The organism is Bradyrhizobium sp. CAR08 (assembly GCF_052871955.1).
This window is the reverse complement of sequence record NZ_JBIXJX010000009.1, coordinates 58,344-72,609: the sequence shown is the minus strand read 5'-3', so window position 1 is coordinate 72,609 and position 14,266 is coordinate 58,344. Positions and strand designations below refer to the sequence as shown.

At 63.4% G+C, this 14,266-nt stretch carries 10 protein-coding genes; 4 read left to right on the top strand and 6 right to left on the bottom strand.

Annotated elements, in window-relative coordinates; all coding sequences use genetic code 11:
* Positions 1–132: 132 nt before the first annotated feature.
* Genes ACIPUD_RS19800 through ACIPUD_RS19790 form a run of 3 tightly spaced genes read left to right on the top strand, consistent with a single transcriptional unit; the run spans position 133 to position 3,058 of the window.
* Positions 133–726, top strand: coding sequence for a TRAP transporter small permease (locus tag ACIPUD_RS19800; RefSeq protein ID WP_018457852.1), 594 nt, complete (start codon positions 133–135; stop codon positions 724–726).
* A gap of 2 nt (positions 727–728) precedes the next feature.
* Complete coding sequence (locus ACIPUD_RS19795) at positions 729–2,042, top strand: TRAP transporter large permease (RefSeq protein ID WP_007591091.1); 1,314 nt, start codon at positions 729–731, stop codon at positions 2,040–2,042.
* A gap of 38 nt (positions 2,043–2,080) precedes the next feature.
* A complete protein-coding gene (locus tag ACIPUD_RS19790) occupies positions 2,081–3,058 on the top strand; it encodes a TRAP transporter substrate-binding protein (protein WP_018457850.1) in 978 nt (325 codons plus the stop codon).
* Positions 3,059–3,150: 92 nt separating this feature from the next.
* Here ACIPUD_RS19790 and ACIPUD_RS19785 read toward each other — a convergent pair whose 3' ends face one another.
* From ACIPUD_RS19785 to ACIPUD_RS19775, 3 genes are read right to left on the bottom strand one after another with little or no spacing between them, the layout of a single operon-like run.
* Positions 3,151–4,800, bottom strand: coding sequence for an acyl-CoA synthetase (locus ACIPUD_RS19785; protein ID WP_446481384.1), 1,650 nt, complete (start codon positions 4,798–4,800; stop codon positions 3,151–3,153).
* A 23-nt stretch (positions 4,801–4,823) separates the two neighbouring features.
* Positions 4,824–6,713, bottom strand: a complete 1,890-nt coding sequence (locus ACIPUD_RS19780; RefSeq protein ID WP_247296759.1) for a TRAP transporter large permease — start codon at positions 6,711–6,713, stop codon at positions 4,824–4,826.
* A 15-nt stretch (positions 6,714–6,728) separates the two neighbouring features.
* Positions 6,729–7,748 (bottom strand): TRAP transporter substrate-binding protein, encoded by a 1,020-nt coding sequence (locus ACIPUD_RS19775; RefSeq protein WP_446481383.1) that lies wholly within the window; start codon positions 7,746–7,748, stop codon positions 6,729–6,731.
* Between the two features lie 456 nt (positions 7,749–8,204).
* Here ACIPUD_RS19775 and ACIPUD_RS19770 point away from each other — a divergent pair, with 456 nt between their 5' ends.
* On the top strand, positions 8,205–9,401 hold the full coding sequence (locus ACIPUD_RS19770) for a M24 family metallopeptidase (protein WP_446481382.1): 1,197 nt from the start codon (positions 8,205–8,207) through the stop codon (positions 9,399–9,401).
* A gap of 83 nt (positions 9,402–9,484) precedes the next feature.
* Here ACIPUD_RS19770 and mdoH read toward each other — a convergent pair whose 3' ends face one another.
* From mdoH to ACIPUD_RS19755, 3 genes are all read right to left on the bottom strand, one after another.
* Entirely contained in the window at positions 9,485–11,629 is a 2,145-nt protein-coding gene (gene mdoH / locus ACIPUD_RS19765) for a glucans biosynthesis glucosyltransferase MdoH (RefSeq protein ID WP_446481381.1), read from the bottom strand.
* Positions 11,617–13,125 (bottom strand): glucan biosynthesis protein G, encoded by a 1,509-nt coding sequence (locus ACIPUD_RS19760; protein ID WP_446481486.1) that lies wholly within the window; start codon positions 13,123–13,125, stop codon positions 11,617–11,619. Before ACIPUD_RS19760 ends, mdoH begins: the two co-directional genes overlap by 13 nt.
* Positions 13,126–13,360: 235 nt before the next feature.
* Entirely contained in the window at positions 13,361–14,188 is an 828-nt protein-coding gene (locus ACIPUD_RS19755; protein ID WP_446481380.1) for a hypothetical protein, read from the bottom strand.
* Positions 14,189–14,266 lie beyond the last annotated feature (78 nt).

The following is a 14,266-nucleotide window of genomic DNA, read 5'->3' as shown; positions in this document are numbered from 1 at the left end:
ACTCCTTGCTTGCGCTAGCCCCATCATGTTGATCTAACGTCTGAAAGACAGGCGCCGGGCAGGGGCGATATTCATGCAGGACCGGCGCGCGACGTGCGATCGCCGGGACCTTCTGAATCGCTTCGTATGAGGATGGGGATCGCGTTGGCAGGGGACGATGTCACGAGCCGGGGGCCGGTGCGACGCGCGCTAGATCTCCTTTATCTCGGTGCGGGCTACGCCGCCGGAGCCTTCATGGTTGCGATCTTTGCAATCATGATGATCATGTCGATCGGGCGCCAGTTTGCGGTCAACATTCCCGCCGGCGATGATTTCGCCTCATGGTGCATGGCCGCGATGGCATTCCTCGGCCTCGCTCACACCTTCAAGCGCGGAGAGATGATCCGGGTCGGCCTGTTGCTGGAGCGTCTGCATGGGCGCTCCAAACAGGTGGCGGAGGTCGTGGCCCTTGGTATTGCCGCCGCTTTCATCCTCTATTTCACCCGGCATGCCGTGCAGATGACCTACGATTCCTGGCGCTTCAACGACGTGGCGCAGGGCGTCGTCGCGCTTCCGCTCTGGATTCCGCAGCTCGGGTTTTCCGGCGGACTCGTGATCCTCTCGATCGCGCTCATTGATGAAATGGTCAGTGTCATCAGCGGCAACCGGCCGAGCTACGAGAAGGGCTCGCCGGACGAGACTCCGGACGAATTCATCGAGCGGATATCGCAGGGCGGCGGAGGTTGACGATGGCCAATCTCGGCATGATCGAACTATCGTTCATTCTGCTCGGCGTCATGATCGTGCTGCTGGGAAGTGGCATCTGGATCGCGGTTTCGCTGGGGCTTGTCGGCTTCGTGGCGATGGCGCTGACCACGAGCCTGCCGCTCGGCTCCGTGCTTGCGACCACGACATGGAGCGCAAGCTCGTCATGGACGCTGGCTGCGCTGCCGTTGTTCATCTGGATGGGCGAGATCCTCTTCCGCACCAAATTATCCGAGGAAATGTTCCGGGGCCTGTCGCCCTGGGTGCAGTGGCTGCCGGGGCGTCTGACCCATGTCAACGTGATCGGCTGCGGCATCTTCGCGGCAGTGTCGGGTTCGTCGGCGGCGACCTGTGCGACCATCGGCAAGATCGCGCTGCCCGAACTGGACAAGCGTGGTTACGATAAGGGCTTGAGTCTAGGCTCGCTCGCGGGCTCCGGCACGCTCGGCCTGCTGATCCCGCCGTCGATCCCGATGGTGGTCTATGCGGTCACGGCGAATGTCTCCGTGCTTCAGGTGTTCCTCGGCGGCTTCCTGCCGGGCGTGCTCGTGATGGTGCTCTATTCGGGCTACATCATCATCTGGTCGCTGCTGAACCCGAAGAAGATTCCGCCGCGCGATCCCCCGATGCCGTTCCGCCAGAAGCTGCGCGAGTCGGCCAGGCTTGCGCCCTGCCTGTTGCTGATCCTGGCAGTCTTCCTCTCCCTCGTGCTCGGCTTCGCGACGGCGACGGAATGCGCCGCCTGGGGCGTTTCGGGCGCGCTGCTGCTGGCGTGGTGGAGCCGCACGCTCACGCGCAAGAACTTCCTCGAGAGCATCATGAGCGCGACGCGCCTGACCTGCATGATCATGCTGATCCTGGCAGGCGCTGCCTATACGACCGCAGCGATGGCCTATACGGGCATTCCGGCGGCGCTCGCCACCTGGGTCCAGGGCCAGCAGCTGACGCCGGGCATGCTCGCGCTGTATCTGAGCATCATGTACATCATCCTGGGATGCCTGATCGACGGCATCTCGATGATCGTTCTGACCGCCGTGATCGTGCTGCCGATGGTCAAGCAGGCCGGTCTCGACCTGGTCTGGTTCGGCGTCTATCTCATCATCCACGTGGAGATGGCGCAGATCACGCCGCCGGTCGGTTTCAATCTGTTCGTGCTCCAGAACATGAGCGGGCGTGATACCTTGACCGTCGCGCGGGCGGCGTTCCCGTTCTTCGTCCTGTTGCTCGCCGCCGTGTTCATCATCACGGAATATCCGCAGATCGTGATGTTCCTGCCCAAGCTTGCTTTCCCAGACTGAGCGTACCGGTTTTGAAATTGACTGTGAGGAGAAGCCCGATGATGTCTCGTTTATTCCGCGCATCCTTGATCGCCAGCGCCGTGCTGGCTGCGACACCCGCTTTGGCTCAGACCAAATGGAATCTGCCGGCGGCATATCCGGCCGACAATCCGCACTCCGAGAATCTCGTCGCGTTCGCCAAGGACGTCGAAGCCGGCACGTCCGGCAAGCTCCAGATCACGGTTCATCCGGGCGCCTCACTGTTCAAGGCGCCCGACATCAAGCGCGCGGTGATGACCGGGCAGGCGCAGATGGGCGAAGTCTTGCTGTCGATCCACGAGAACGAGGATCCGGTATTCGGCGTCGACGTCGTGCCATTTCTGGCGACCAGCTTCCCGGATGCCATGAAGCTGTACCAGGCGTCGAAGCCGCTGATTACGAAGAAGCTGGAGGCGCAGGGGCTCAAGCTGCTGTTCGTCGTGCCGTGGGCGCCGCAGGGCGTCTATGTCAGCAAGCCGCTTGCGACCATCGAAGACATGAAGGGCCTTAAATGGCGGGCCTACAACGTTGGGACCGCGCGCATCGGCGAACTGGTTGGCGCGCAGTCGGTCACCATTCAAGCCGCCGAGCTGCCGCAGGCACTTGCGACCGGCGTCGTGAACTCCTTCATGTCGTCAGGCGGCACGGGCTACGATGCGAAGGCATGGGAGTCGCTGAAGTACTTCTATGACGTGCAAGCCTGGATCCCGAAGGACTACACCTTCGTCAACAAGGCTGCGTTCGAGGCGCTCGACAAGCCGACCCAGGAGGCCATCCTCAAGGCCGCCGCGACCGCGGAAACCCGCGGCTGGAAGGCCTGGCAGGACAAGAGCACCTGGTACATCGATCAGCTCAAGGCCAAGGGCATGACGGTCGAGCCGCCGAGCCCGGCCCTGAAGGCTGGCTTCCAGAGGATCGGCGAACAGCTCACCGCCGACTGGCTCAAGAAGGCGGGAGCCGACGGCCAGGCCCTGGTTGACGCCTATAAGAAGATGTGAGGTCGAGGGGGCCCGGCGAATCCGACTAGTCGAAACTGCGCAACGACTTCGCGGCGACACCCAACCGCCGCGGAGGTCGAGACAAGCGGCTCTCAGCTCGAGATTGCCTTCGCCGATCCCGCTTCGTTGCGCAGCAGGAATTTCTGGATCTTTCCCGTCGACGTTTTCGGGATGGGCCCGAACACCACGGCCTTCGGCGTCTTGAAGCCGCTCATATGCGAGCGGCAGAAGGCGATGATATCGGCTTCGCTCGCGCTTGCGCCGTCCTTCAGCTCGACGAAGGCGCAGGGCACTTCGCCCCATTTCGGATCGGGCTTTGCGACCACGGCGGCAAACAGCACGGCCGGGTGCTTGTAGAGGATGTCCTCGACCTCGACGGAGGAAATGTTCTCGCCGCCGGAGATGATGATGTCCTTGTAGCGATCCTTGATGATGACGTAGCCTTGCGCGTCGAGCACGCCGAGATCGCCGGTGTGAAACCAGCCGCCCTCGAAGGCTTCCTGCGTCGCCTTGTCGTTCTTGAGGTAACCCTTCATCACGATGTTGCCGCGGAACATGACCTCGCCGATAGTCTCGCCGTCGCGCGGTACTTGCCTCATGGTCTGCGGATCGATGACGGTGACGGCTTCCTCAAGCGGGTAGGGCACGCCCTGCCGCCGCTTCAGGCTGGCGCGCTCGGCTGCGGGCAGATCATCCCAGCCAGGCTGCTCGGCGCAGACGGAAGCGGGGCCGTAGACCTCGGTCAGGCCATAGACGTGCGTCAGCTTGATGCCGATGCTCTCGGCGCCCTCGAGCACCGCGACCGGCGGCGCGGCACCGGCGATCAGGCCGACGACGCGGCGCGCGGCATCGCCCTTCGGTGCATCGGGCGCGTTGATCAGCGTGTTGTAGACGATCGGCGCGCCGCACATATGGGTGACGCCGTGCTGCTTGATCAGCTCGAAGATTTTCGTCGGCTCGACCTTGCGCAGGCAGACGTTGATGCCGGCGGCGGCTGCGATGGTCCAGGGGAAGCACCAGCCGTTGCAGTGGAACATCGGCAGGGTCCAGAGGTACACCGGATGCTGGCCGAGTTGGCCCGCGAGAATATTGCTGACGGCGTTCAGATAGGCGCCGCGATGATGGGTGACGACGCCCTTGGGATTTCCCGTGGTGCCCGAGGTGTAGCTCAGCGCGATTGCGTCCCATTCATCGCCCGGCAGGATCGCCGCGAAGTCAGGATCGCCTTGCGCGAGCGCGGCCTCGTACTCGATCTCGCCGATGCGCCCGCCGCCCTTGAAGGCGGTGTCGTCGACGTCGATCACGAACGGTTTTGGGCCACTCATCTGTGACAGCGCATCGGTGATCACGCCGGAAAATTCGGGGTCGACCAGAATGATCCTGGCGCCGCCATGGTCGAGCTGAAATGCGATCGAAGGTGCATCCAGCCGGATGTTCAGCGCATTGAGCACCGCACCCGTCATGGGGACGGCGAAATGCACCTCGTTCATCGCCGGAATGTTCGGCAGCATCGCCGCGACGGTGTCGCCGACGCCGATGCCCTTGCCGGCAAGATACGAAGCAAAGCGCTTGCAACGCTCATGCGTCTCGCGCCAGGTGAAGCTGCGCCCCTCGTAGACCGTGCTGACGTGATCGGGATAGACCGCGGCGCTGCGTGTGAGAAAGCTCAACGGGCTCAGCGGCACGTAGTTGGCGGGCGTCTTGTCGAGGCCGATATTGTACTGGTTCTGCCGCTCGCTCATCGACACCTCCCTTACGCGCCGGCCTACAGGAATCCGATGGAGATCCACGGAAAGACGGCGACCACGATCAATCCTACCAGCAGCGCCAGCAGATAGCCCCAGATCGGCCTGATGCCTTCGGCCGGATCGACGCGTCCGATGGCGCAGGCGGCATAATAACCGACCCCGAAGGGCGGGGCGAATAGCCCGATACCCATGGCGAGAATGATGACCATGGCATAGTGCACCTCGTGGACGCCGACGGCGCGCGCAATCGGAAACAACAGCGGCCCGAACAGCACGATCGCCGGGATGCCCTCGAGCACGCTGCCGAGGATGGTGAAGGCCAGGATCGAGACGGCGATGAAGGTCGCCGCGCCGCCCGGCAATCCGGTCATGGCGGATGCCAGCGCCCGCGAGAAGCCTGATTGCGTCAGGCCCCAGGCCATGCCGGTCGCCGTGCCGATGATCAGCAGGATCGCGCCCGACAGCGCCGCGGTTTCGACCAGCATCGGAAACAGCCGCCGCCAGTCGAAGCGGCGGTAGACGAGGAGGCCGACCAGGGCGCCATAGACGATGCCGATCGTGGATACTTCGGTGGCGGTGGCGATGCCTTCGACCACGGCGTAGCGGATCACGAAGGGCAGCGCGAGCGCGGGCAGGGCGATGACGAAGGTCTTGCCGATCTCGCCGCCTGTGGCGCGGCGGACATGGCTCATGTCCTCGTGGCGATAGCGCCACCACACCAGCATGCACAGCGTTATGGCCAGCACCACGCCGGGCAACAGGCCGCCGGTGAACAGCGCGGCGATCGAGACGCCGGTGACCGATCCGATCGTGATCAGCACGAGACTCGGCGGAATGGTTTCGGTCTGCGCGCCGGTGGCCGCAAGAAGCGCGACGAGATCGCCGGGCTTGGCGCCGCGCTGTTTCATCTCCGGGAACAGCACGGGCGCGACCGCGGCCATGTCCGCGGCCTTGGCACCTGAGATGCCGGAGACCAGGTACATCGCGCCGACAAGCACGTAATGCAGCCCACCGCGGACATGGCCGAGCAGGCTGGCCAGGAACGCCACCATGGCCCGTGCCATGCCGGTCATTTCAATCAGGAGCCCCAAAAATACGAACAGCGGCACCGAGAGCAAAATGAGGTGGCTCATGCCCTCGTCCATCCGCCCGACCAGTACCATGACCGGCGTGCGCGTGGTCAGTGCCAGATAGCCGAAGATCGCGAGCCCGAAGCCGAACGCGATGGGAACGCCGGCAAAGACGCAGAAGCCGGCGACGCCGACGAAGAAGATGACGAGGTTGAGATTGCCGAGCGGCCGCAGATATGGCTGCGCCAGCCAGAACAAGCCGACGACGACGGCAACGGCGACCGCGGCCGTCAGCACCATGCGGTAATCGACTGCGCGCAGCAGCCGCAACAGCGCGAACGCCGCCATCAGGCAGATGCCGGCCGGCAATGCCGCGGCGCGCCACATATTGGAGATCTGCAGCGCCGGCGTGGTGATGAAGCTTTCCTCGTAGGCGTAGTCCCAGGACGGCCAGACGATCAGCGCCAGGAAGGCCAGCGCCGCGCAGGTCGCGACCAGATCGAGCCAGGCCCGCGTGGCCGGCCTGGTGCTGGCGACGACCGCGGTCATGCGCATGTGCTCGGAACGGCGGAACGCCACCGCCGCGCCCAGCATGGCGAGCCACAGGAACAGGATCGAGGCCAGCTCGTCCGACCAGATCAGCGGCCGGTGCAGGCCGTAGCGCGCGACCACGCCGGCAAACAGGATCGCAATCTCGGCGACCACCAAAATGGCCGCCGGAATTTCGACGAGGAGACCGAGTGCGCGCTCCGTCGAGGCCAGCAAGGAAGGCCGGCGAGGGGACCGAACAGCCGCCTCGCCCGCCACTCCGCTCACTTCGACCTCAAGATGAGCCATGACGGCTCCAACGCGTTACGACAGCTTGCCGACGGCTTTTTCCAGCAGGTCCCAGGCCTGGTCGCCATATTTGCCTTTCCACTCGGCATAGAAGCCGGCGGAGCGCAGCTTGTCGCGGAACGGCGCGACCGCGGGCTGATTGAAGGTCAGGCCCTTGCCCGCGAGCTCCTGCTGCAGATTGGCATTGAGCTTGGCGGTATCCTCACGCTCCTTGAGCGCTGCGGCATTGATGTTCTTGGCGACGATGGTGCGCACATCCTCGGGCAGGCTGCTCCACGCCTTGCGATTAGCCAGGAACCAGAAGCCGTCCCACATGTGGTTCGTCAGCGAGCAGTATTTCTGCACCTCATAGAGCTTGGCGGTCGAGATGATCGCCAGCGGGTTCTCCTGGCCCTCGACGATCCTGGTCTGCAGCGCGGAATAGACCTCGGCGAAATTGATCGAGGCGGGCGCCGCATCGAATGCCTTGAACATTGAGGTCCATAGCGGCGACACCGGCACGCGGATCTTGAAGCCCTTGAAATCGTCCGGATGGGTGATCGGCTTGCTCGACGACGTGGTCTGGCGGAAGCCGTTGTCCCAAATCTTGTCCATGACTTCGAGCCCGGCCTTCTTGATCTCGCCGCGGACAAAGGCGCCGAGATCGCCGTCCATCGCCTTCCAGACCGTGCCGTAGTCCGGGAACGCGAAGCCGATGCCGTTGATGGACGCCGCCGGTACCAGGGTCGACAGGATCAGCCCCGACAGCGTGAAGAACTCGACGCCGCCGGACCGGATCTGGCTCAGCATGTCGGTGTCAGACCCGAGCTGGTTGTTCGGGAAGATCTGGAGGTCGAACTTGCCGCCTGTCTCGGCCTTGATCGCCGCGGCCATCTCCTTGGCGCGCACGTTCAGCGGATGCGTGTCCGGCAGGTTATTGGCGTATTTGTAGGTGAACTCGGCGCTCTGGGCGCGGGCCACATGGGGCGCACTGAGGCCGCCCAGGACCGCGGTCGCGGCGGAGGCCTTGAGAAGCGTGCGGCGGGAAAAGCTCATGGGTCTGCTTCCTCGGAAAGTTTGTTGTTGTTCTGAGATGCAAACCTATACGGACGGAAGGTCAGAAGGTCATCTGCGATCTCGCGAAGCCTCGCTTATTGCAGCCGGACATCCTCACGGCAATATCGGCTTTCGGCGGCATCGGCCCGATTCAAAAACCGAAAAACAACCCCATGCACAGTAGCCGTCGAAAGTCGGGACCACGTCCGACGGCCAGCCTGGAAAAGGACCGGGAACGAAGGTGCGATGAGAGGAATTCTAGCTAAATAACTGATCTGATTTGATATAATGATATTCCATAATATACCTTATGCGAATCGTGGATATGGCTGTGCAGGTCAGGCCAGATCATTCCGCAGCTACCCAGAACCCCTCTTTCGGATCAAACTTGTGCCAACAAATCCCCGGGCAAACCGACGCAGCGGTTGTCGCCACGGCAGCATTGGGAGGTTCGTCATGCAGGAGAACGTCGCCCGCGCAGACCGCTCGCGCGCCATTCCATTCGACGCCGCCAAGCTCGACCGCCTGATGGAGGCTGCCGGCCTCGACGTCCTGGTCGCGACCTCCAAGCACAATGTGCAGTACCTGCTGGGTGCCGAGCGCGCGATCTTCTTCGACTACATGGATGCGCTCGGCGTCAGCCGCTATCTGCCGGTGCTGGTCTATCCCAAGGGCGCACCCGACAAGGCGGTTTATGTCGGCCACCGTCTGGAAACCCATCAGCGCGCCGTGGCGCCGCCATGGGTGGCGCAGGTGCGGACCGAGTCCAACGGCTCGGTCGATGCGATTACGCGGGCCGTAAGCCTGATCCGCGATGCCGGCGTGCCCCTGAAGCGGGTCGGGGTCGAGATGGCGTTCCTGCCGATGGATGCGGGCCGGGCGCTCAGTGACGCCCTGTCCGGCGCCGAGCTCAAGGACGCGCTGCTGGTGCTGGAGCGGCTGCGGGCGGTGAAGTCGGCGGACGAGCTTGCGAAGCTCAAGACGGCGTCCGAACTGGTGATCGCCTCGATGCTGGCGGTGATCGCCGGGCACGGGCCGGGCACGACCAAGCAGCAATTGTCGGACGCCTTGCGGCTCGCCGAAGCCAATCGCGGGCTGACCTTCGAATACTGCTTGCTCGCCTGCGGCAACAGCCACAACCGGGCGCCCTCGGCGCAGCGCTGGGAGCAAGGTGACGTGCTGTCGCTCGATTCCGGCGGCAATTATCACGGCTATATCGGCGACCTCGCGCGCATGGCCGTGCTCGGCGATCCCGATGCCGAGCTGAAGGACTGTCTGGCCGAGATCGAGGCGGTCCAGCGCGCCGCCTTCGCGGCGGTCAGGCCGGGCGCCATGGGCGGCGACATCTACGTCGCGGCCGAGCGGCAGCTCGCGAAGATCACCCAGCGCGACTGCACGGAGTTTTTGGCCCACGGCATGGGCCTCGTCAGCCACGAGGCCCCTCGCCTGACGGCCAAAGGTCCGATCCCCTACGACGACACGGATGCGCGGCTGCCGCTCGAAACTGGCATGGTGGTGTCGATCGAGACCACGATGAAGCATCCGAAGCGCGGGTTCATCAAGCTCGAGGACACGGTTGCGGTGACGGCGACGGGTTACGAGATCTTTGGCGAGGGTGGTCGCGGCTGGAATTTGGGTGGCAGTTCGCTGTAGGCTGGGACCGCGCGCACAGCAAACATCTCGCTCTCGGCCCAAGCCCAGCCGGGTCGTCAACCCCTGTCCTACACCGCCATGATCTAGACTTCCGCGGAAGCGGTAGCTCGCGGCATGCGCATGACCTGCTCGAGGGCGTGTGGGTGCTTCAGCACGGCAAGCGTCTCGCGTGCGCTGAGGCTGCTGACGACTTCCTCGAAATCGTCGCTCTGCTCAATCTTGGCCCGGCCGATCGCGAGATCTATGTCGATTTGGCCCGATTTGCGCGGCGGCGTTTCGAGGGACTGCATGTGCGGTCCCAGCAACGCGGGATTCTGTCTAAGTTCGATCAGGGCCCCGTGTGGCTCGATCCGATCCAGGCTGGCAAGCTCTCTCGCCCTCTGCAGCAGCGCCGGCACGCGATTGTCCTCCGGGGTTGCAAACAGGCGCGCCATTCGCGGTGCCGTCGAGGTGACGAGACCGATCGGAATGGCGCAAACCAGGCCGATGATCACCGGTGACATCCAGAGCAGCAGCGGAAGCGACACGGCGTAGGCGCTTGCCGCCATGGCCAGACCGCATAGGGTCGGCACCGTGAACTTGCGATAGACTTCGTCGCGCGTGATCCTGCCATCGCTTCGCCGTTGCACTTGCCAGCCCGCGTCACGTCCCAGCAGGATCTCCGCCACGGCGGTGGATTGAAAGATCATCATGGAGGGGGCGATCAAGGCGGCAAGCAGGCTCTCGGCGACCACCGCCAGCAGCACGCGAAATCCGCCGCCGAATGCCTGCCGTTCCGCACGCTTGGTGAGCAAAACGAGGTAGGCCAGCAATTTGGGCACGATGAGCAGCCCCATTGTCGCGGCAAAGACCCAGGCGGCGAGCACGGGATCCTGTGCGGGCCACGTTGGAAACAACGAGAAGCCCTTGGGAAAGTACTCCGGCTTGACGAAATAGGCCTGCAAGGAGGTCAGGATTCCGAGCAATAGAAACAGCAGCCATAGCGGCGCGGTGAGGTAGGATCCGATCCCGGTCAACAGGTGAAGCCTGGAGACCCAGTGCAGGCCTCGAGCCGGTAGAACGGCAAGATGCTGGAGATTGCCCTGACACCAGCGGCGGTCGCGCGCCGCGAAATCCAGAAGCGACGGGGGCACCTCCTCGAAACTCCCGCCGAGACCTGGAGCCATGAAAATTCCCCATCCCGCTCGTCGCATTAGTGCGGCTTCGACAAAATCGTGGCTGAGGATATGGCCGCCGAAAGGCTTCCTCCCGCGCAATTCGGGCAGGCCCGCCTCTTGCGCAAAAGCCTGCACCCGGATGATGGCGTTATGTCCCCAGTAGTTGCCCTCTGAGGCGTGCCACCAGGTGTTCCCGGCCGCGATCAGCGGGCCGTACAAACGACCCGAGAACTGCTGAAGCCGGCTAATCAGGGTTCGCGCATTGACGACGATCGGAAGCGTTTGAATCAGCGCGGCTTGCGGGTTCGATTCCATCGCGCCCGCCAGCCGCACGATGGTCTCTCCGCTCATCAGACTGTCCGCGTCGAGAATGATCATGTAGTCGTAGGCGCCACCGAACCGCCTCACCCATTCGGCGATGTTGCCGGACTTTCGGGCGGTGTTGTCGGATCGGTGACGATAGTAGAGATGGCCCGAACCGCAGTTGCGCTGCAGTTCCAGAAACGCAAGCTCCTCGGCAATCCAGATGTCCGGATCTGTCGTGTCACTGAGCAGAAACCAGTCGAACAATGGGGCCTGTCCGGTTTCGCCGACCGACTCGTACATGGCGCGGAGTCGCGCCATGAGATGGTGCTGATCCTCGTTATAGGTCGGCAACAGCATCGCCGTTCGGCCGGTGATCGCAGGCAGCGGACCCTGGCTGTCAATTGGCAGCACATCCGGCCGTCCCCGCAGGAGCACAAAAAAACCGGCGACTGAAGACACGAACGAAAACGCGATCCAGGCAAGCAGCACGAGAAACAACCCGAACACCATGCCTTCGAGGACCGTGACGCCACCAACCTTGAGAACATCGTACATCTCAACAGCGCCCGCAGCGGTAATCGCGACCGTTCCGCCAAGAATGAACAGGCGCCGCGCTGCAACGGCAGGGGCGGTCCGCAGTCGCCCCGGATCGGCACGGTTAGTCCGGTCCAATCGGCAAGGCTGCATGGGGAGAGGCGTTTCGTCGGGAAGATACCGAATGCCAAGCTCAAGCGAGAGCGCGGGCGAGGTCGTCAGGGCGCCCATCGGTAAACCCAGACTTCAGAGATCGGCTGTTCGCCCTGCATCAAGATCGCCCTCAACTCGATCGGCGCGTCCTTCACGGCGCACTGGAAACTCAGGCGCCAGCCGCCGGTTTCCGGGTTTGGCTGTGTGACGACGTTCTTGATCTCGGATTTGTCGGCGCTGACGGCACCCCTTACCTTGTTGGGATCGACCGCCTTCAGTCCGTCGCCGACGAGTTCGAGCACGAACAATTTGCTGTCCTCGCCCCGCGCGCCAACGCCTGTGCGGGTGAACCGGGCCAGCGAATTGGGCTTCGGCGCGTCCGGACCCCAGTGCAGACGGTAGGTGTAGTTGTTTTCGCTCTTGGCCTGGAGAGCTGTTTTCGGGCGCCAGAAGGCGGCGATGTTGTCGTGAACTTCCTCCTTGGTCGGGATCTCAAAGAGGACCACACTGCCCTCTCCCCAATCTCCGATCGGTTCGACCCAGAGGCTTGGACGACGCTCAAAGCGCGATTCGATGTCCTCGTAGGCAAAGAAGTTTCGTTCCCGCTGCATCAGGCCGAAGCCGCGAGGATTGAGATCATTGAATGTGCTGGCTTGCAGATCGCGCGGATTGTTGAGAGGACGCCAGAGTTGCTCGCCCTTTCCGTTGAACACGGCGAGCCCATCGGAGTCGTGCACGGCAGGGCGGAAATCGTCGACATCGTGTCGGTCGTTCGGACCGAAAAAGAACATGCTTGTCATGGGCGCCAGGCCGGCATGCTGCAGCTCGATCCGCGGATAGAGCGACATCTCCACGTCGAAGACCGTCGGAGCGCCCGGCCTGATCGTGAAGCGATAGCTTGCCGTAGCGCTCTTGCTGTCAAGCAGCGCATGGACCACCACAGATGTGGCACCCGGCGCGGGCTTCTCCAGCCAGAACGCCTTGAAGAAGGGAAATTCCTCCCCCTTGCTCTCGCCGGTATCGATCGACAGACCGCGCGCGGACAGGCCATACGTCTCGCCTTTGGCAACGGCACGGAAGTAGCTGGCGCCGAGAAACGCGCAAACCTCGTCGTAATAGTCGGGGCGATTGATCGCGGCGTGAATGCGAAACCCGGCAAACCCGAGATCGGCGTCCGGTACCTGGCCGATATTGTCGCCGAATGCAAAATCGTCGCGCCGGTACCTGATCGGTACGGCTCGTCCGCCGGCGACCTCGTAAATGTCGACCCTGTTCTTATAGAAAAAGCCGCGGTGGAAAAACTGAACCTCGAAGGGCAGCTTCTCGCTACGCCAAGCCGCGCGCTCCGGCAGAAAGCGAATTGACCGGTACTGGTCGTAGGTGAGATCTTTGAGCGCGTCCGGGACCTTTTCCTCTGGTGGCGCAAAGGGCTTACTCGCCAAATTGCGGGCAAGGTCGCGGACATAAGAGGGACCAAACGGCAACTCCGCCGCCGATGCCGCAGAGACTGCGCCAGGTAGTAATGTCGCCAATGGCGTCAATGCCGAGGCTTCCAGGAATTGCCGGCGATTCAACTGTGCTACCCGTTCGGTTCCAACCGCAGTGCAACCCCCTCGTCGCGAACGAGTTCCACGAGCGCCGCCGAATCCGGGCGGAGTGTGGCCGACGACCTCGTCGAGCGGGCTTGGGGCGATTTCGCGCTGCTTGGCCTTGGTTGCGCCTGCAGGACAAGCTGCAATTTCCGATTGCGCATTCTTGAGCCAGGGCGGCGCGCAACGTTGTAGCCCCGAAGGTAACTGGATGATCGCTCTAGCGCACGAGCAGCAACTCCAGCTGACTCTGCGCTTTCTTGACCGCCGTCGCATACCAGCTCTGGCTTGGTGCCTCCTTGGCGAAGCACGCCGTGTACGCGGTCATCGCGTTGTCTTCGCGGGTGATGTCGCCGCGGGGGTCTTTCTTGTCGATGGGTTTGGCCATCATCTGCTTCCAGACCTTTTCGCAGGCCGGGATCTCAGCCGTCTTCACCGCGTCGCTTGCGGCGAGAAAGAAGACCTTGTCGCCCTGAATCGCGACGACGTCGATTTCATGCGGCGGTCCCTTCAGGTCGCCATTGCCGCGCACGCCCAGCACGGCGACGGCCGCGCTCGCTCCCGCGGGCTTCGTGATCGGCAGTTCGGCGTATTTGGCGAAGGCGGAGTCCTGGATCGCCTGATAGTAGAAGCGGTCCGATTTGAAGGCCGCGCCGATCTCCTGCGGCATGCCGTCCTCGCGGTGCTCGCGAAGCCAGTGCCTGAGCAAGCCGGTCGTGGTCGCCACCGCTTGCATCTTGTCGCCTTCGGAGGCGAAGCCGAGGCCGTCGAGATGGCCAAAGCCGGAGTCGCCCTTGAAGAGCGTGTCCGCATTCGTCTTGCCGTCGGCCGGCAGTCCCTTGATCACGACGGGGCCCACCAGGCCGCGCAGGACGCCCGTCAACTCCTTGAGCGCCGCATCGTGCTGCTTATAGGTCTCGTCGTTCTCCGCAGCTTTCGAGAACTTTGCGATGTAGCGATCGCGCAGGTCGAGATAATGCTGCTCGGGCGTGGCCGCATCGGCGGGCGTAGCAAAGACGAGCAGGCAGAGCAAGGCAAGCGATCTCATGCGATTTCCGGAAAGGCGGGGAGTGATCTCCAGTCTTTGTGCCGGTGCCGGGCCGTAAGGTTCATCCGCGCCGGACGA

What these genes read in the sequence shown, in the direction of transcription:
- ACIPUD_RS19775 (WP_446481383.1), bottom strand. Translation starts at nt 7,748, where the DNA reads ATGAGCTTTTCCCGCCGCACGCTTCTCAAGGCCTCCGCCGCGACCGCG.
- ACIPUD_RS19800 (WP_018457852.1), top strand. Translation starts at nt 133, where the DNA reads ATGGGGATCGCGTTGGCAGGGGACGATGTCACGAGCCGGGGGCCGGTG.
- ACIPUD_RS19790 (WP_018457850.1), top strand. Translation starts at nt 2,081, where the DNA reads ATGATGTCTCGTTTATTCCGCGCATCCTTGATCGCCAGCGCCGTGCTG.
- mdoH (WP_446481381.1), bottom strand. Translation starts at nt 11,629, where the DNA reads ATGGGCGCCCTGACGACCTCGCCCGCGCTCTCGCTTGAGCTTGGCATT.
- ACIPUD_RS19795 (WP_007591091.1), top strand. Translation starts at nt 729, where the DNA reads ATGGCCAATCTCGGCATGATCGAACTATCGTTCATTCTGCTCGGCGTC.
- ACIPUD_RS19785 (WP_446481384.1), bottom strand. Translation starts at nt 4,800, where the DNA reads ATGAGCGAGCGGCAGAACCAGTACAATATCGGCCTCGACAAGACGCCC.
- ACIPUD_RS19755 (WP_446481380.1), bottom strand. Translation starts at nt 14,188, where the DNA reads ATGAGATCGCTTGCCTTGCTCTGCCTGCTCGTCTTTGCTACGCCCGCC.
- ACIPUD_RS19780 (WP_247296759.1), bottom strand. Translation starts at nt 6,713, where the DNA reads ATGGCTCATCTTGAGGTCGAAGTGAGCGGAGTGGCGGGCGAGGCGGCT.
- ACIPUD_RS19770 (WP_446481382.1), top strand. Translation starts at nt 8,205, where the DNA reads ATGCAGGAGAACGTCGCCCGCGCAGACCGCTCGCGCGCCATTCCATTC.